This is a genomic window from Flavobacterium aestivum, assembly GCF_026870175.2.
GTDB lineage: Bacteria > Bacteroidota > Bacteroidia > Flavobacteriales > Flavobacteriaceae > Flavobacterium > Flavobacterium aestivum.
Window position 1 is genome coordinate 555206 of sequence record NZ_CP113977.2, and the last position, 17515, is coordinate 572720.

Annotated in this window: 14 protein-coding genes; 1 reads left to right on the forward strand and 13 read right to left on the reverse strand. The window is 35.7% G+C overall.

All coding sequences use genetic code 11. From position 1 onward, the window contains the following. Nucleotides 1-202: 202 nt before the first annotated feature. A complete protein-coding gene (locus tag OZP08_RS02525; RefSeq protein WP_268848192.1) occupies nucleotides 203-3946 on the reverse strand; it encodes a DUF8693 domain-containing protein in 3744 nt (1247 codons plus the stop codon). A gap of 357 nt (nucleotides 3947-4303) precedes the next feature. Here OZP08_RS02525 and OZP08_RS02530 point away from each other — a divergent pair, with 357 nt between their 5' ends. Continuing rightward, nucleotides 4304-4762: a regulatory protein RecX gene (locus tag OZP08_RS02530; protein ID WP_268848193.1), complete on the forward strand. Its 459-nt coding sequence runs from the start codon at nucleotides 4304-4306 to the stop codon at nucleotides 4760-4762. A 114-nt stretch (nucleotides 4763-4876) separates the two neighbouring features. Here the strand turns inward: OZP08_RS02530 and OZP08_RS02535 are convergent, their stop codons facing one another. The 12 genes from OZP08_RS02535 to OZP08_RS02590 all read right to left on the reverse strand — a co-directional run bounded on the left by OZP08_RS02535 (nucleotide 4877) and on the right by OZP08_RS02590 (nucleotide 17483). After that, on the reverse strand, nucleotides 4877-6031 hold the full coding sequence (locus OZP08_RS02535) for a beta-ketoacyl synthase N-terminal-like domain-containing protein (RefSeq protein ID WP_281322901.1): 1155 nt from the start codon (nucleotides 6029-6031) through the stop codon (nucleotides 4877-4879). Between the two features lie 129 nt (nucleotides 6032-6160). Beyond that, nucleotides 6161-7432, reverse strand: a complete 1272-nt coding sequence (gene bioA, locus OZP08_RS02540) for an adenosylmethionine--8-amino-7-oxononanoate transaminase (protein ID WP_281322902.1) — start codon at nucleotides 7430-7432, stop codon at nucleotides 6161-6163. Between the two features lie 41 nt (nucleotides 7433-7473). Beyond that, nucleotides 7474-8094: a dethiobiotin synthase gene (gene bioD, locus OZP08_RS02545; protein ID WP_268848195.1), complete on the reverse strand. Its 621-nt coding sequence runs from the start codon at nucleotides 8092-8094 to the stop codon at nucleotides 7474-7476. Between the two features lie 55 nt (nucleotides 8095-8149). Further along, complete coding sequence (locus tag OZP08_RS02550) at nucleotides 8150-8767, reverse strand: phospholipase A2 family protein (protein WP_268848196.1); 618 nt, start codon at nucleotides 8765-8767, stop codon at nucleotides 8150-8152. After that, the gene (locus OZP08_RS02555; protein WP_432419634.1) at nucleotides 8757-9257 is read right to left on the reverse strand and encodes an RNA polymerase sigma factor; all 501 of its coding nucleotides are present in this window, start codon (nucleotides 9255-9257) and stop codon (nucleotides 8757-8759) included. Before OZP08_RS02555 ends, OZP08_RS02550 begins: the two co-directional genes overlap by 11 nt. Before the next feature lie 7 nt (nucleotides 9258-9264). Beyond that, nucleotides 9265-10122: a TraB/GumN family protein gene (locus OZP08_RS02560; RefSeq protein WP_281322904.1), complete on the reverse strand. Its 858-nt coding sequence runs from the start codon at nucleotides 10120-10122 to the stop codon at nucleotides 9265-9267. 94 nt (nucleotides 10123-10216) lie between these two features. Then, nucleotides 10217-11356 carry an aminotransferase class I/II-fold pyridoxal phosphate-dependent enzyme gene (locus OZP08_RS02565; RefSeq protein WP_281322905.1) on the reverse strand — a complete coding sequence of 380 codons (1140 nt, stop codon included), beginning with the start codon at nucleotides 11354-11356 and terminating at the stop codon, nucleotides 10217-10219. A gap of 119 nt (nucleotides 11357-11475) precedes the next feature. Further along, complete coding sequence (locus OZP08_RS02570; RefSeq protein WP_281322906.1) at nucleotides 11476-12216, reverse strand: porin family protein; 741 nt, start codon at nucleotides 12214-12216, stop codon at nucleotides 11476-11478. Between the two features lie 51 nt (nucleotides 12217-12267). Continuing rightward, entirely contained in the window at nucleotides 12268-13389 is a 1122-nt protein-coding gene (locus tag OZP08_RS02575; protein WP_281322907.1) for a hypothetical protein, read from the reverse strand. Nucleotides 13390-13858: 469 nt separating this feature from the next. After that, entirely contained in the window at nucleotides 13859-14140 is a 282-nt protein-coding gene (locus OZP08_RS02580; protein WP_268848200.1) for a FoF1 ATP synthase subunit delta/epsilon, read from the reverse strand. A 77-nt stretch (nucleotides 14141-14217) separates the two neighbouring features. After that, complete coding sequence (gene atpD, locus OZP08_RS02585) at nucleotides 14218-15729, reverse strand: F0F1 ATP synthase subunit beta (protein WP_268848201.1); 1512 nt, start codon at nucleotides 15727-15729, stop codon at nucleotides 14218-14220. A 284-nt stretch (nucleotides 15730-16013) separates the two neighbouring features. Next, nucleotides 16014-17483 carry an SGNH/GDSL hydrolase family protein gene (locus OZP08_RS02590; protein WP_268848202.1) on the reverse strand — a complete coding sequence of 490 codons (1470 nt, stop codon included), beginning with the start codon at nucleotides 17481-17483 and terminating at the stop codon, nucleotides 16014-16016. Nucleotides 17484-17515 lie beyond the last annotated feature (32 nt).

Here is a 17515-nt window from a genome sequence, read left to right on the forward strand (position 1 = left end):
CCTTCCAAAAAAATCTCATGTAGAAGCTATACCCAAATTGCGGAGTATAAAAATGAATTCAGACAAATAGAAAAAACACAAAGTATTACTCTAAAAAATTAATATCTAAATCAAAAACCCAATTCAATCTGTCTACACTTTGTTTGAATCAAAAAACCATCTTGAATCAACTAGATGGTTTTGCTAAACTTATTTGAAATTTTTACGCTCTAAGAATTATTTGATTAACAACCCATTTGTCATTTTTAAGCTGCACTTTAACTATTAAAACTTGCTCAGCTGAAGCTAGGTTCTGAACAACAAATTCCGAATTGTTTATATTAGCCTTTTCATAAAGTAATCTTCCTCTCAAATCGTAAACCATTATCTTTCCTATAGTTTCATCAAATGAATTAATTTTAATCTGATGATCCTTTACAAAAACAATTACAGATTTTCCTTTATTGGCAAAATCATCAGTCCCCAATGTTCCGCTACCTTTATTTGGATCTAAAACTATTGGGACAGTTACAATTGGATCAGCTACAACCGGGTCTTTTACCACTGGATTGCTCACAATTGGGTCTTGCACTATTGGATCTGTTATCACTGGGGTCATTACAATTGGATCTTGTACTACTGGATCTTGTACTACTGGATCAGTTACAACCGGATTTTCTACTACCGGATTCGTCTCAATTGGATCAACTATTATCGGATCCGTTACGACTGGATCCGTTACAACAATTGAATTATCCGTATAACGCAATACAAAACGATCATTGAAAACTCCTTTTTGAGTAGAGAAGGAATAAGCACCATTCTTCAGATTATGGATAACATTAGTAACCTTATCTTCAATAAAAACAGCTTGATTAGCCAAAACCCCATCTACTTTATCAATACTTATTGCAAATGTTCCCTCAATAGTCGTCTTGTATCCTAATGGTACTTTATCTGTTTTGTCAAAAGGCAGAGCACGCCCTTGAATCGCTAAATTTTTACTGTCATTAATACTATAGAAATCAATATACTTATTACCATCGAAGCTCTCCCCATCAAAAGCAGCATCATTTCCAACAGTGGCTCCTGTAACATAACCCACTAATGTTTGTTTGAAAGCACCATTGTCATTAGATAAATTCAACCAAACTCGGTGTTTCACTATAGCCTCTTTAGATTTAGTCCCTTTAAAGAATTGGGCATTACTATTGGCCACACCTACTCGCATGCTATTGTTAAAAGTAACAGATCCGGTAAAGCCCACTCCTTTTTTAGTTACCGTAAAAAAAGATTGTCCAGCTGCTATATTACCACTTGGAGTTGCGCCTCCACTAGCCGCAGGCAAAGTATTTACTCCTCCAACTCCATTATACGAAGCATAGTCTGTAGAAGAATACGTTAGATTTGAAATAGCTGTATTATGTGTCCAAAAATAAATCGTTCCATCAATTTCTTTATTATTTGCCGCTAAAAAATAATCTGCACTCATCGCCGACGGGTAAGGATTTCCAATTAAATTACCATCTCCATCAGTTGTACCAATTGACAATGAATAAACCCCATTATTAGGAACTCCAACAAATTGTACTAGTTGTGCATAAGGAAAACTAACGACTTCTCCATTGGGCCAAGGAGTGCCTCCATTGTCTTTTGGTGTTCTTATAATATACCCTTTCCCAATTTCCATTTGTGTTACTCCTGGTTCTATTTTCCAAGCATTGTTGGCAAAACTAAAATACTTATCAGACAAGGTATTTGGAGACAATACATTTAGTTTTTGCCCAACTACTGGTGATGACCAATAGGTATAATCAAAATTCTTCATCGGTGATGCATTACGTTTATAAGTAATGGATCCAGTATTTACAGCACTATTATTTAACTGAACCAAACTCGAATTATTCTCAAAAATTAAGGTGCCTCCATTATTAACCACGGCATCAGTCATAGTCATTATACCTCCTGATTGTATGGTAACACTTTTTCCTGATTTTACTTGACAGGAGCATCCACTTATATTGTCTGAAGAAGAATAATTTCCATCAAAAATAACTATATCAGTAGATGTCGCTGGCGGTGTAGTATTCCCGGTTTTTGACCATACTACACCGTTCCAAGTGTTACTTACAACAGCATTTACTACAACACTTGTAGAAGATGGCGAAACACAACTTCCTGCATATTCCACTGTAAAAGTATATGTACCAGGAGCAAGATTAGAAACTAAATAAGTTGCCCCAATATTAGAATAAGTTGTAGATGCTGTGCCGCTTTGTGTAATTAACCAAGTAATTGACGTTGGTAAACCACTTAATGTTGCACTTCCTGTTGAGACTATACAAGTAGGATCAGTAACCGCTACAGGTACTGGTGCTGTTGGTTTAGGCTTTACGGTAACTTGTACTGACTGAGTTGTTGAACAATTTGCATTAACTATAGTCATCGTTCCTGAATATGTATTTGCAGCTAGACTAGCCGGTAACGCAATAGTGTTTACATTTCCCCCACCTGCTAAAAATGCAAATGAAGTAGAACCTTGATCTGATAAACCTGCCGTATGAGCAGCTGCATTCCATACAATACTATAACTAATAGGGCTATTTGTTGTTGCATTATAAGATAAAGTGGCTGTTTGGGCACTTGCGCTAAAACAGACATCATTAGCGTTTCCTGTGGTTGAAATAGTTGGTAAAGCATTTACTGTTACTGTAGTTGTTGCTGAATTTGCTGTGGCACAGACACCACTCTGAACAACAGCTCTAAATTGTGTAGTTGCTGTTAACACCCCTGAAGTATAGGTTGCAGCTGTATTTGCTATATCAGTCCATGAAGAAAACGGACTCACAGCATATTGCCATTTTACAATTCCTCCTGTATACCCAGTTAAGGTTAGCAAACTACTTGTGTTTCCGCTACAAATTGAAGTACCACCACTTACAGTTCCCCCAACACTTGCAGGGGAAATGATAACTGTCGCCACATTATTTGTACTAATGTTAGAAAAACATGCTTCAGAAGTAAGTTTCGTAACCGTTATTGTGCTAGAACCAACCGTATTTAACCCAACTGCAGTAAAAGTTCCCGTTCCGGCAACACTAACCGTCATTGTAGCAGTTAAACCTGTTGCACTAGGACTACTCCTATCATACGTCACCACATAATTACCCACTGGTAAAGATGCCGCACTCGAAGTTAATGTTACTACAGATGTTGTTCCGGTTGCCGCACATACATCTGTTGCTGTAGCTCCACTAAGACTATATGTTGGGCATGTATAAAAAATAATTACCTGACCTGCACCTCCAGCACCTCCAGTCTCACTAGCACCTCCTGAATCTATTGCACCACTACCGCCTCCGCCAGGTGCCGTACCATCATTACCAGGTCCTTGGCCAAAAATTAAGCTTTGACGCCCAACACCGCCGGCTCCACCAGAATTTCCTCCATCACCACCAGCTCCCGAAGTAAGACCAACTGTTAATAATGCCGTTTGACCATTTCCTCCATTTCCACCTGCCAATTTAGTTGTTCCAAATGAAGCAGCAGTTGTTCCGCCTGCACCACCCGCAGGAGTTCCGCCTGCTGTGTTAGCTGTACCGCCGCTACCGCCAGCGGCCAAGATAGAACTTTCAAAACCTGTAATGGTTGAACTCCCTCCAGCACTTCCTGTACCTGTTGTACCAGCTGTTTGCCCTGCAACAACAACACTCAAGACCGATCCTGGCGTAACTGTAATAGTCGCACTGGCATAAGCTCCACCACCTCCACCAGCTCCACCTCTCCCTGTAACTACACTTCCTCCACTGGCCCCTCCTCCTGCTCCACCACCGCCCCAAGCTTGAACAGTTGCAGAAGTAACTCCTGCAGGAACATTTAAAGTACCACTTGATGAAAATGTATGCGGAGGTTGTGCCCGCACTAAAGAAAAAATAAAAACTAATAATAGAGATAATTTTAGTCTCATAATAGTAGGCTTTAAAGATTAAAAAATCAATTCATCCTTAGTAATATTTATGAGCCCTAATGAAAAAGTTAACATTCTCAGAAAATAAGATTAACCTAAATCATTCTATTCTCAAAAAAATTACAACATCTTTAAATTGCTGTTTATAAGCAGATTGGGGGTATGTCAAATATACAAAAAAAATCATCGTTATGATCGGGTATTGTAATTATCAGTACCCTTAAAATACTCATTTTGTAAAATTTATAATCAGTCATTTTTTAAGTAATCCCTCAAAATTTAATTGCAATGACTTTTTTTAAATTTTACATTTGCTTCTAAATTGAATCATTTCACGATCCTTAGCAAATTCTAATTATGACCATCAAAGAAGCTATCCAAAAAATTGAACATTTTTGTGCCTACCAAGAACGGTGTCATGAAGAAGTAGTATCAAAATTATGGAGCATGAAGATGAACTCTGGAGAGATAGACCAAATTATTGTACATCTTATTGAGCACAATTTTCTGAATGAAACTCGATTTGCCTGTAGTTTTGCCCGAGGAAAACACCGCATCAAACATTGGGGTAAAATAAGAATTACCAATGAATTAAAAGTCCGCAAAATTGGTCAAAACCTTATCAATCTTGCACTAAAAGAAATTTCACCCGAAGAATACATAGCCACTTTTGAAGATCTAGCCGAAAGAAATTGGAAATCCATGTCGGAAAATGACCTTCTCAAAAAAAGAAAGAAATTCTGTGATTATATGCTTCGCCGTGGATTTGAAAGCAATCTAATTTACGATAAAGTGCGTGAATTGGAGCAAGAATAAAACTGATCCTAATTTCACAAAGATTCACGAAGAGAAGTCACAAAGACATGCTAAAAAAGTGTACCCCTATTTCGAAATAAATAAACTGAAAAATTTTACGAAACAGACTAACTTTTACAAACTCAAAAGTACACTTACTGCATTCCCACCAAAACCAACCGCATTGACCAAAACTTTCTTTATGGATTGGGTTTGTTTTTGTGCTTCTGCAAAAGGAACTCCAATGAATTGATTGTGTTGCATCATCAAAATAGCCATTTCCATACTTAAAATACCCGAAGCACCAAAAGTGTGCCCGATTTTCCATTTATTAGTAGTTAACAAAGGTAGACTATCACCAAAAATTTTCTGAATAGCTACATATTCCGTTAAATCCCCTTTTATGGTTCCTGGTGCATGCATTACGATTGCATCTACCTCAGAAACATCTATATTTTGCAGAGCCATTTTCATTGATTTTTGAAAACAGGTTGCTTCTGCCGAAATAGAAATATTGTGCTCTAAGATTTCTGTAGCATAACCAACACCTTCTATGAAAGCTATAGCATTTTCTTTTTTTCCGATTTCAAGACAACACACACCAGCTCCTTCTCCCAAAATCATGGTGTTTTGTTTTTTATCCAAATCCAAAGCTCTATTAGGGTATTGTTCTTCGCTCTTAGAATAAATTTTCAAAGCACGCATTTGTCCAATGGTAAAATCGGTTAAAGGAGCTTCACTACCTCCAACCAAAAACTTATTGGCCATACCGGCTCTCAACCAAGCTACTCCATTCAGTACTGCGTGCAAAGCTGTAGAACAAGTAATAGAATGTGAAATTTCTGGTCCTGTACTTTGCAAATCATGGGCTACCCATGAAGAAATATTCCCCAAAGTAGTCGTTGGTGATGCCAATGTTTGTGCTTTACCTGTCTCAACATACTCTTGAAAATGTTTTTCGAATAAATCAGTTGCCCCTCTAGAAGAACCAATATTAATCCCAAAAACATCCTCTTTTGTCCAACCCGCATCTTCCATTGCTTTACGGGAAGCCACCATCGCATACAAAACCGATTTATCTAAGGCTTTATATTTAATATCTGATTGTCGCAACTGTTCAACCTCTTCATTAGAGATAGAATCTAGAGTTGCAACCAAAGTGTTTTTATGGTCCAAATAGTGTTCCGAAAAACAAGGATTTTCCGTAAGGTAATTTTCCCAAATGGTTTTGGATGAATTTCCTAATGGAGAAATAGAAGCTATTGCAGTTATGGAGATCGTTTGTGACAAGACTTTTTATTTTATTACACGAAGGTTCACAAAGAACTTTCGCAAAGATTCACAAAGCTTTTGTAAAAAAACATAGTGTAACTTCGTGTTTTTTCTCTGTGTCTCTTTGTGAAATATTTTTTTGCAAATTTAAACTATTTCCAATGCTTTCGCTACCACTTCATATACTTTTTGCAATTGCTCATCAGTAATCACATAAGGAGGTAAAATGTAAACGATATTCCCAACAGGGCGCAAAATCAAGCCATTTTCAATAAAAAAATTATACAGTCTGTTGCGCAATGTCCCGTAATAACTTGCCGAAGTTTCTGTTTTTATTTCCAAAGCAAAAATAACCCCCAGCACTCTTGTAGCAGTAACCATAGGGTGATTTTCAACCCGTTTTTTAAAATCCAAATGACTTTTGTTAATTCGGATTAAATTATCTTGCATTTCTTTGGTTTGCAACAATTCTAAACTGGCCAAAGCCGCTGCACAACCCGTAGGATTTGCCGTAAACGTATGCCCATGAAATAATGCTTTATTGATATCTTCATCATAAAAAGCATCAAAAAGATCTTGTGTAAAAGTCGTAATCGCCATAGGAATAGTTCCTCCCGTCAAGGCTTTGGACAAACACATCATATCTGGCTTTTGGGTCAAATAATCGCAGGCAAATGTTTTTCCGGTTTTCCCAAAGCCCGTCATTACCTCGTCGGCTATTGTAAGCACATTATTTTCTTGACAAATTTGCAATAATTGATCCAATGCTTCAGGCTCAAACATCACCATTCCGGCTGCACCTTGCACTAAGGGTTCAAAAATAAATCCTGCGCAATTATTATTTTGTATTACTTCACGTAATGCATCAAAACTTAATTGCTCCTGACCTTTCACTGGTACCGGAATTCGAACCACATTTATAAACATCCCTTGGAATGCTTGTGTATAAAATGATATTCCACTCGCAGCCATGGCAGCAAAAGTATCTCCGTGAAAAGCATTCTCGAAAGCAATAATCGTTGTTCTCTTTTCTCCTTTGTTATAAAAAGACTGCAAAGCCACTTTGATAGCCACTTCGACAGCCGTTGATCCATTATCCGAAAAAAACACTTTCTTTTGATTAATCGGTAACATAGCTAATAGCTTCTCAGCCAAAATTATTGCAGGTTCATGCGTAAATCCTCCAAACAGAACATGTTCTAATGTAGTCAACTGTTTGTAAATTGCATCGGCAATATACCTATTAGAATGTCCAAAAGGATTGACCCACCAAGAAGCGATGGCATCAATATATTGTTTGTTGTTTTCGTCCCAAAGCAAAGCGCCTTCTCCTTTGGTTATTGCTATAGGAATCGCTGCTGTTTTGTGCTGTGTATAAGGATGCCAAAGATGTTGGCTGTCTCTCTCGATTAAAGTCATTAGATTTCAGATTTTAGATTGCTGATTTTAGATTGATCTTACTATTGCAGTTGCAAAAGTTCGTCTCTAAACTTATCTGCATATTCTTTGATTACATTTTGATCAAAATACGGTTCTTGCTCAATTCTTCCCAAACATTTAATTCCTGTTTTATTCAAGATAATAGATTCAGTTGCGGCATTTTCATCACCTGAAAAGACAATTCCTCCAATCGCTATTTTACGATTAAGCAAGGCTTCAATTGTAAGCAAGGTGTGATTGATACTTCCTAAATAATGTCTTGAAACTACAATTACTTTATAATCTGGCTGAATTAAATCTATAACACAATCAGTGTCATTCAATGGTACAAAAACACCTCCAGCTCCTTCAATAACTAAATGATTTTGGGTTTTCGGTTCTTTTATTGCTTGCAAATCAATAGTAATTCCATCAATTGCAGCAGATAGATGCGGACTAGCTGGTGTATTTAGCAAATAACTGTTCGGGTGAATTGTTGTTTTATCATTTGAGATAAATGATTTGATTTTATGACTATCAGAATGGTCAACATCCCCAGCCTGAACGGGTTTCCAATAATCAGCTTCCAAAGATTCTGTTATAATGGCCGAAGCTATCGTTTTACCCACATCAGTTCCAATTCCTGTAATGAATAATTTCATCTAAATAATTTTTACACAAAAGTAAAAAACCCATCGTTAAGATGGGCTTTAATTGTTATTCTTTTAATTCATCAATTACTTTTCGAATCTCTTTGGCATATTTTCCATAAAAATAATTCACCCACCATTCAGTAATAAAAGCGGCCGAAGTCATTACACCAATAAACATTGCAAATAAACCTCCTAAAATAAAATCCCCTGATTTTTTATTCAAAATTACATCTATAATTTCCTGAGAATAATCCTTTAAAATAATCATAGTAACGAAGGCTAAAGCAAAAGGCATGACAGAATACGTGAAGGATTTGTACAATTCCATATTCAATCGGATATCAAAATACGTGTCATATAGGTTGTCCTTTGTATTCGTATTTGCCTTATTCAATCGTTTGTAAAATAAAAACAGTTTGGCCAAAAAGTAGGCACAAATAACCAAAAATAAAGCAAACAATCCATAAAACGCCGTTATCACTAAAGGAGTGAATTTATAGAGTACTGGTATAAATCCTAGGAAAAGAATAGATATAATTTGATACACAAATTCCTTTTTTAAATTCTTTCTGATTTTATCCAAAGGCGTTTTGGCCGATTGTAATTTTTCTAAATTGGTTGGAATCACAACATTTTCTGCTTTGTCGTTATTCCATGCTGATTGCATATCGTTAAAATCCATAACCTTGATTTTTTATAATTTCTTTTAATTTTTCCTTTGCTCTGTTCAGTTTCACTCTGGCGTTCCCTTCTGAAATACCCAAGTTATCTGCAATTTCCCGATGCGAAAAACCTTCAAGTTGATAAAATATAATTGCTTTATCAATTTTATCCAATTGCTGCACCGCTTTATAAAAATGATTCAACTGATTTTCTTTATGATCCGAATCGCTTTCTTCTTCTTTTATGTTTTCTGAAGCAATTTCATACTTGTCAACCTTTCGTTTTTCCTTTCTCAAAAAAACGATCGAAGTATTAATTGCTACACGATACATCCAAGTAGAAAATTGACTTTCACCTTTAAAACTATCATAGGCTTTCCATAACTGAAGTACAATTTCCTGAAACAAATCCTGCTGGTCGTCCGGATTATCCATATACATCTTAGAAACCTTATAAAGTATTCCTTTGTGATTTTCAATACGGTTTAAAAACTCTTGTTCTTTCGCTATCAAAACTTTAGTTCATTATAGATTTTACAGTGTACCCTGCTTTTTTTAGTAAATTAACAATTCCTAGTTCTCCTGCCAAATGTGCCGCGCCTACAGCAAAGAAAACACTTTCTTTTTGCATCATAACAGGCATGATTTTAGACCAATTTTCATTTCGGTTATCCAACAATATTTTCTTAGTATTTGCTGACATCACTTTATTGCTCGTTGTCATTTTATAAAGGCTGTTTATATCCTCACTCACATAATCTTTGATCATTTCAGTACACATATCTGGATTGATCTGTTGCAAATAAGAAATCATTTCATCATCTGTAAAGGATTTGCATAACATTTCCACTTGCTCAATAGCCTTTTCAAGTCCTACTACAGGTTTGCTACTTTCTTTGGCTTTACTAACAAATTCCATTTCATAAAATTTCAAATCTGTACAACCAAATGATTTCATAAACAGCAAACTCATCACGGTTTCGAGCGTATAACTATCGACTTGCGCTAGCGTAAATCCTCCACTTTTTTGCAATACCTCTTCGAGTTGTGCTATTTGTTTTGCAGTCAATTTTTTAGACAAAGGTTCTTTACCAATTGCCATTTGCTGCACTAATGCTATTTCATTAGGATCAGCTACATTTATCTCTAAAGCTAATTTAGATGTTTTTGAAAAAGCTGCTACTGCTTTAGGTTGCATAACATAATCTTTTCCGCAGATCATATGAACGGTTCCAAAAAGATAAGAAGGCTTTGTCAGTCCGTTTCCTGACACTTCCCATAATACTGAATTTTCATTTTTTGGAGTTTGTGCATTTGTCGAAAAACTAAATGCGAATACCGTAATAGCTACAATTGATTTGAAAACATTTTTCATGGTTTTTTCGTTTTTTGATTGATGATTGAAATATTTTTTTTACGACTCGTAAGTAATCAAACAATCAAAACGTTACAAAAAAAGTTTCTTTTTTTTAAAGAAGTGAGGAAATACAAGCAATCAGAGATGAAATTTCTTCTTTTGAGTTGAAGCTATGAATGCAAAAACGCAAACGCTCCTGCCCCTCGGGAACTGTGGGAGATAATATCGCTTTGACATCAAAACCTTTTTGCTGAAGAGCATTGGCAATATGTTTTACTTTTTCATTTCCGGGAATGATAGCACTTTGAATAGCCGATTTGCTACGTATGAAAAGTGGACTCAAATACAACATTTTCTTCACCTGATTAAAAAAAACGATATTTTCCCGAAGCAATTCGAGTGCATTTTTATCTTTTTCTAAATGATAATACCCCATTAAAACTGTGGCTACCGAATGCGGAGAAAGCCCTGTGGTATAAACGAAACTTCGAGCAAAATTAACGAGGTACGATTTTAATTCATCCGAACCTAAAACCACTGCACCATGACAACCCAAACCTTTTCCGAAAGTCATAATTCGAGCAAATATCTTGTCTTGCAATTGCAAATACTGAATTAGTCCCTCTCCTTTATCTCCAAAAACACCCAAAGCATGTGCTTCATCAACCACTAAATAACAGTTGTACTTTTCCGAAACAGCAACCAACTCCTTCATGTTTGGGCAATCACCGTCCATTGAAAAAACAGATTCGGTTACGATATAAATTATCCCAGCACTATTATTAAAATTGATTATCTTTTTTTCTAAATTCTCAAAATCATTGTGCCTAAATTTATATGACTTAGCATTCGATAATTGAATTCCGTCCCGAATCGAGGCATGACACAATTCATCATACAAAATCAAATCCCCTTTTTGAGGAACTGCGCTAAAAAAACCTACATTGGCATCATAGCCCGAATTGAATAACAAAGCCGAATCTGATTGGTGGAATTGAGCAATATAATTTTCAGTTTCGGTATACAAAATATGATTTCCCGAAAGTAATCTAGAGCCGGTTGCTCCATTGCTTTTTATATTATAATCTAATAAAAATTGATGGGTCGTATTGAAAATTGCTTCCGATTTTGATAAACCTATATAATCATTCGAAGCAAAATCTATTAAATCATTAGGCTGAGGAAGTTCTCTTAGCGATTTATTTTGTTTTCGAGTTTCGAGTTTATCGGCTAGTTTTTTGGGAAAATTCATAAAACAAAGTTATGCTTTTTTTAAGCAATTAGCCATTAGGCATAAGTTTTTTGATTTTAATATGATGTTGGACTATGCTATTACCTTTCGGGTTTCAACTAATGACTATTGCCTAATGCCTATTCACTAATCCCATCAGCCTTCTTCTTTTTTTCTGCGGCTCTTTTAGCAGCTTTGGCTTTGCCAATTGGTAGCCCTACCGTTACGTATAAGGAGCGATTGAATTGGTTAGGACTATCATCTCCTTTAAGAAGTGGAACCAATCCATAATAATATTGCAAACCGAGATTCAAACCGTTTCCAGTTTTTAATCTATACCCCAAACCAAACGCCAAACCTGCGTCGACAACATGAATTTTGTCCCTTATATTGTTTTTATATTCCACATCATCCCCATAATAATTTTGATGAAATATATCATTGGCTGTAGACAACAAACCCAATTGTGTACCTGCTTTGATATAAATATTGTTATCAAACTTATACTTAATCATCAAAGGAACATTGAAGTAATTTATATTTCTTTTGATGGAACCTTCAGCAAATACAGCATCCAATTTTTCGTCATTCAATGAGTAAACAGCAATCCCTTTGGCTCCCATTGTCGATTTTACAATAACTCCAGTGTTGAAAATCCAGGAAGGGTTCTTTAAATTAAAGTCAAAATAAAAACCTAAATTAAAATCCGTTTTATAATCCGAATCCAGATTTGAAATAGTCGAAAAATTGGCACCGCCCTCCAAACCAAACTCTATATTTGGAGAATTTAATTTATCACCAAAAATTAGTGACATAATCACTTGCGACTGGACAGCTTGAAAACTAAAAAATAATGCAATGAAGAAGGTAATTTTTTTCATATTTCCTTATTTATCAATTTCCTTGAATCTCAATTTTAATCAATCATTAAACTATAATCCGAAACGATATTGAAGACTCGTCATAAACTGTGTACGGGTTCCTAAAAAACCACATTCGGCTCGTAACATAAAGTGTCTGTTGTATTGATATTGGGTTCCTACAATAAAATTCCACATATCTTTTGGTGCTTTTTCTAAAGAATATTGAACTGTAGAAGATTCCGCAGTACTCAAAGCACCGTCAATACCATTCAACAAATTTCCTGCAGTATCTAAAGCTTTGTTCGCAGTTTCGTATTTAGCTTTGTTTGATGGCTTAGCTTGTTCAGCATTAGAAAGTCCATTCCACCAAGCATCTACTTGAGTTTGCTTATCATTTACGGTGGCTATACCTTGATCTACTCTAGCTTGCGCTCCATCTAATTCCAATACATCTCCTAAAGCCAAAGAACCATTTGTTCCACTTTTTAAATGTACTCTAAAACCACCAGCCCAAACTGCAATGTTACTTTCCGGCTTATTAAATTTAAACGTTTTTCCCAATCGTGGCCCAAAAACAAAACTAAGAGCTGGCTTCTCAAGGGCAGAAATGTCTGTCCATGCAACATTCATATCAAGTGCTAACCAACCACCTCCGATACCAATAGTAGGTGTAAAACCTAATCCAAAGGTAGTGCCCTCGAAATCAGCTTTTGATTTGAATGTCGTTATCTCCGACCAATTGTTGTTTGCATCTGGAACCCACACTCCAGCATCAATTGTTGTAGACATGTTTGCTTTACCAAAAATCCCATACACATTCAAAAAAGGGAACAACCAAATATCGGGTCTAACATTGACTGCGTATCCTGATGCCACAGCTTTATTAAATCGTATAATTTGATCTAAATTGTACATAGGGCCATTATTAAAACCTACTTCTAAATTCTTTATGGTTAGATCTGATTCCTGCCAAAAGTAATTAATCGATAGACCCGCGGAATAAGGCAATTGATACCCCTTTTGCGTTGCTTTTTCTCCCCATATCGGTAACGAATAAGGATATTCTACCACTTTAAGACTGTCGAGAAGAGCAGCATTTTTTTTACCCACCACTTTATTGGTATATACTTGCGAAAAACTAATACCATACAGTAACAAAAAAAGAAATATCAAAATTTTATTATTTTTCATAATATAAAATTTACATTATTTATTTAGTTTAAACACAACCCGTGAGGTAAAGTTAAAAAAAATAATAAGGTAATTCTTTTACATCCTCATTTATTTCACAGAAAATCAGTAACTAAACTAATTCTTTACAAAAACTTTATAGTACAAGAGCTGTCGCCACATTGTTACTACTATCTTTTTAAGACCATTTAAAAGAATATAAAAAAGCGAAACAATTGGCTTTATTAACTAACACAATTCTTGCTGTTCATTGTTTCTATCTCTTCTTCTCTTTTAGGCACGAAACGAGGCAGGATTTCGCTTCTATATGGGTAAGTAAGCAAGTGTATCTTTATTTTTAAAAAGAAAGGCTAAACAGACCTATTGATGTAGAATCCATGAACTTTTGAATTCGATTAGCTAACTTTCATTTTAGCCAAAAAAAATGCCTAACATAAGTCAGGCATTTAATTTTTGAAATTGAATTGTCTTAATCTACTAAAACAATTACTTTATTATCTTTTAACTCAAGAGTACCAGAGTTAATTTCTAAACTATAATTTTGATCATTTATTTTGGTAAATAAACTTGAAGCTTCTTCATTTAAGTCAAAACTTGGAGCAGTAATATTAACCGTTCCTTTTTGCAACAATGAAACTATTGGCGCGTGGTTATTCAACATTTGAAAACGTCCATCTACTCCTGGAACAGAAATAGAAGTTATTTCTCCTGAAAATAATTTCGCTTCTGGTGATACTATTTCTAATAACATATTTTTTTAGTTATGAGTTATGAGTTATGAGTTATGAGTAAAACTGAATACTACTAACTCTAAACTGCAAACTGATTTTAAGCTTCTGCCAACATTTTTTCTCCAGCTTCGATAGCTTCTTCGATAGTACCTTTAAGGTTGAAAGCTGATTCTGGTAAGTGATCTAATTCACCGTCAATAATCATGTTAAATCCTTTGATAGTATCTTTGATATCTACTAAAACACCTTTCAATCCTGTAAATTGCTCAGCAACGTGGAAAGGTTGAGATAAGAAACGTTGTACACGTCTTGCTCTAGAAACAGATAATTTATCTTCTTCAGACAATTCCTCCATACCTAGAATCGCAATAATATCTTGTAATTGTTTGTATTTTTGAAGAATTTCTTTTACTCTTTGTGCACAGTCATAGTGCTCATTACCAATAATGTGTGGTGCTAAAATTCTTGAAGTAGAATCCAATGGATCTACCGCAGGATAAATACCTAACTCAGCAATTTTACGAGACAATACTGTAGTTGCATCAAGGTGAGCAAATGTAGTTGCTGGAGCCGGGTCAGTTAAGTCATCCGCAGGAACGTAAACCGCTTGTACAGATGTAATAGATCCTTTGTTTGTTGATGTAATACGCTCTTGCATCGCCCCCATCTCTGTAGCAAGAGTTGGTTGGTAACCTACCGCAGATGGCATACGACCTAAAAGAGCCGAAACCTCAGAACCTGCTTGTGTAAAACGGAAGATATTATCAACGAAGAATAATACATCTTTTCCTTGGTCAGAACCTGCACCATCACGGAAATATTCAGCGATAGACAATCCAGAAAGTGCCACACGTGCACGAGCTCCTGGTGGCTCATTCATTTGTCCGAATACGAAAGTAGCTTTAGAATCTCTCATTCCTTTCAAATCTACTTTAGATAAATCCCATCCTCCATTTTCCATAGAGTGCATGAAATCTTCACCGTATTTTATAATTCCTGACTCTAACATCTCACGAAGTAAGTCATTCCCTTCACGTGTTCTTTCTCCTACTCCTGCGAATACTGAAAGTCCACCGTGACCTTTTGCAATATTGTTAATCAACTCTTGGATCAATACTGTTTTACCTACACCAGCACCTCCAAACAATCCAATTTTACCCCCTTTTGAGTAAGGCTCAATCAAATCGATTACTTTGATACCTGTAAATAAAACTTCAGATGAAGTTGATAAATCTTCGAATTTTGGTGCTTGTTTGTGGATTGGAGTTCCATTCTCACCTGTCTTTGGCAATTCTGGCAAACCATCGATAGCATCTCCAATTACATTAAACAAACGTCCGTAAACATCTGCTCCAATTGGCATTTGGATAGGATTTCCTGTTCCAACTACTTCATAACCTCTACTCAAACCATCTGTTGAGTCCATCGAAATGGTACGAACTGTGTTTTCACCAATGTGAGATTGTACTTCAAGTACTAATAATGTACCATCCTTTTTTGTGATTTCTAACGAATCATAAATTTTTGGAAGTTCAACATCCTTTCCGTTGAAAACTACATCAACTACTGGTCCAATGATTTGGGCAACTTTTCCTATTACTTTTGACATTACTTATGTGTTTATTAAATAGCTAATTAGGTTTATGAAATATAGCCCATCGAAATATGTCGAATGGATACTTTTTTCAGAGCGCAAAGATAATTTTTTAAAATACAAAATCAATAATTTTTTTTATAAAATATTTTAATTTTTTACCATAATGATTAAAAACCTACTTTACAACCCCTAAAATACTCAATTACAGACCGATCACAAATTACAATTAGCAAAAAAATAACAAAACCATCACATTAAGGACGGATGGTTTTGCTTTTCTTGTGAACTTAATCATTTTATTGAATTACTACTGGATATTGAATTTGATATTTTGCCAAATCAACATTTCTTAAAGTTGCACCGAATTTAACATTAATCGCATCAACAAAAAGATTAGCAATATATGCATACCCTCTAGGACTTGGATGAACACCATCTAATGAGAAAGCCCCACCTGTTACATAAGCAGCGGTCATCTGGAAATTCCCAAAACGAATTCCAGTTGTTGACAACTGAGTCATTGCTGCTTTTGCATCTACGAAAGCTAATCCTTTAGCATCTGCAACAGCTTTTATAGTTACATTATATGCATCAGTAGCTGTTTTAATTTCTGCCACTTCATCTTTTGATAAAACCCATTGATCTGCTAAAGGCACTGAAACACCATTTATAGCAGCCGGATTCCCATTTACAAGGGTACCAATAAAATTTCTCGCCAAAAGCACTACAAGATCTTCTTTAGTTATCTGTCTATAAGAAGGAACTCCGTAAGCAGACAAATTAGTCAAATAACTATCTACTATTACAACTGCATTATTTCCTGCCACAAATTTAATTGTTCTCCTAGCCGCTTCTTCTGCAGTTAGCAACTTATTTGCAACCATTGCTTGCAAACCTCCATTGTATTGTGCATATCCTGCATTTAACTGAGTAGCTGCAGCCTCATTTAAAGGAACCGGGTTATAAGGAACCGTGGTAAAATAAGGTAATGTAGTCACATATGGCAAATTAGCAACAATTCCTTTTGCACCATTAGCCGTTAAATCAGTAACCAATTTATTATATGCAAAATCAAAAGTGGCTGTTGGAGTTATATCATCGCCCGAAACCGGATCCTGAGAAGTAGGAACTCCTCCATTTGTTGCATAACCCAAAACATCATTACCTCCTATCCATAACGAAAAGAACGTCGGATTTTGAGCCAAAGCATCTCCTAAAACAGTAGCCGTTGCTGAACTAGCAAAACGAGCATAATACGGACTTGCCTTTTTAATTGGCACCCCCGCAGGATTCCCATACCCTGGCGCGATTAAATGATAACTTTTTGCACCAGGAATCCCTAGATTATTAAAAGTACCTGTTAAATGACTAGTCACTTCTGTTGTTGGAATCCCCGGAACATTTCCAATATTTGGAGACCCACTAGCTGAAAATCCAAGAATTGCTGATCTAGTCTTTGCAATCACATTACCCCCAAACAAAAGCCCTCCTAAATTATCCGACATTAAAGGGATAGTTATAGCTGCTCCACCTGCCGGTATTAATTGTTGTGATAATATATTCACATATGAATTTGCCTGACCTGCTTTAAATAAAGCTCCATCGCTATATCCTGCAGCAAAAGAATCTCCTAATGCCACATATTTTGCAAAAGATGCTGTTCCCGGAGTAATAGGAATTTCTACCGGAGCCGAATCGTCATCATTATTATTACACGCTACAAAGCTTAAAGAAGCCAATAATAGCCATTTGAAATTTTTCATCATACTATATCTTTTTATTTTTTTGCCTTACTTTA

What these genes read in the sequence shown, in the direction of transcription:
- OZP08_RS02525 (WP_268848192.1), bottom strand. Translation starts at nt 3,946, where the DNA reads ATGAGACTAAAATTATCTCTATTATTAGTTTTTATTTTTTCTTTAGTG.
- OZP08_RS02530 (WP_268848193.1), top strand. Translation starts at nt 4,304, where the DNA reads ATGACCATCAAAGAAGCTATCCAAAAAATTGAACATTTTTGTGCCTAC.
- bioA (WP_281322902.1), bottom strand. Translation starts at nt 7,432, where the DNA reads ATGACTTTAATCGAGAGAGACAGCCAACATCTTTGGCATCCTTATACA.
- bioD (WP_268848195.1), bottom strand. Translation starts at nt 8,094, where the DNA reads ATGAAATTATTCATTACAGGAATTGGAACTGATGTGGGTAAAACGATA.
- OZP08_RS02550 (WP_268848196.1), bottom strand. Translation starts at nt 8,767, where the DNA reads ATGGATTTTAACGATATGCAATCAGCATGGAATAACGACAAAGCAGAA.
- OZP08_RS02560 (WP_281322904.1), bottom strand. Translation starts at nt 10,122, where the DNA reads ATGAAAAATGTTTTCAAATCAATTGTAGCTATTACGGTATTCGCATTT.
- OZP08_RS02565 (WP_281322905.1), bottom strand. Translation starts at nt 11,356, where the DNA reads ATGAATTTTCCCAAAAAACTAGCCGATAAACTCGAAACTCGAAAACAA.
- OZP08_RS02570 (WP_281322906.1), bottom strand. Translation starts at nt 12,216, where the DNA reads ATGAAAAAAATTACCTTCTTCATTGCATTATTTTTTAGTTTTCAAGCT.
- OZP08_RS02575 (WP_281322907.1), bottom strand. Translation starts at nt 13,389, where the DNA reads ATGAAAAATAATAAAATTTTGATATTTCTTTTTTTGTTACTGTATGGT.
- OZP08_RS02580 (WP_268848200.1), bottom strand. Translation starts at nt 14,140, where the DNA reads ATGTTATTAGAAATAGTATCACCAGAAGCGAAATTATTTTCAGGAGAA.
- atpD (WP_268848201.1), bottom strand. Translation starts at nt 15,729, where the DNA reads ATGTCAAAAGTAATAGGAAAAGTTGCCCAAATCATTGGACCAGTAGTT.
- OZP08_RS02590 (WP_268848202.1), bottom strand. Translation starts at nt 17,483, where the DNA reads ATGATGAAAAATTTCAAATGGCTATTATTGGCTTCTTTAAGCTTTGTA.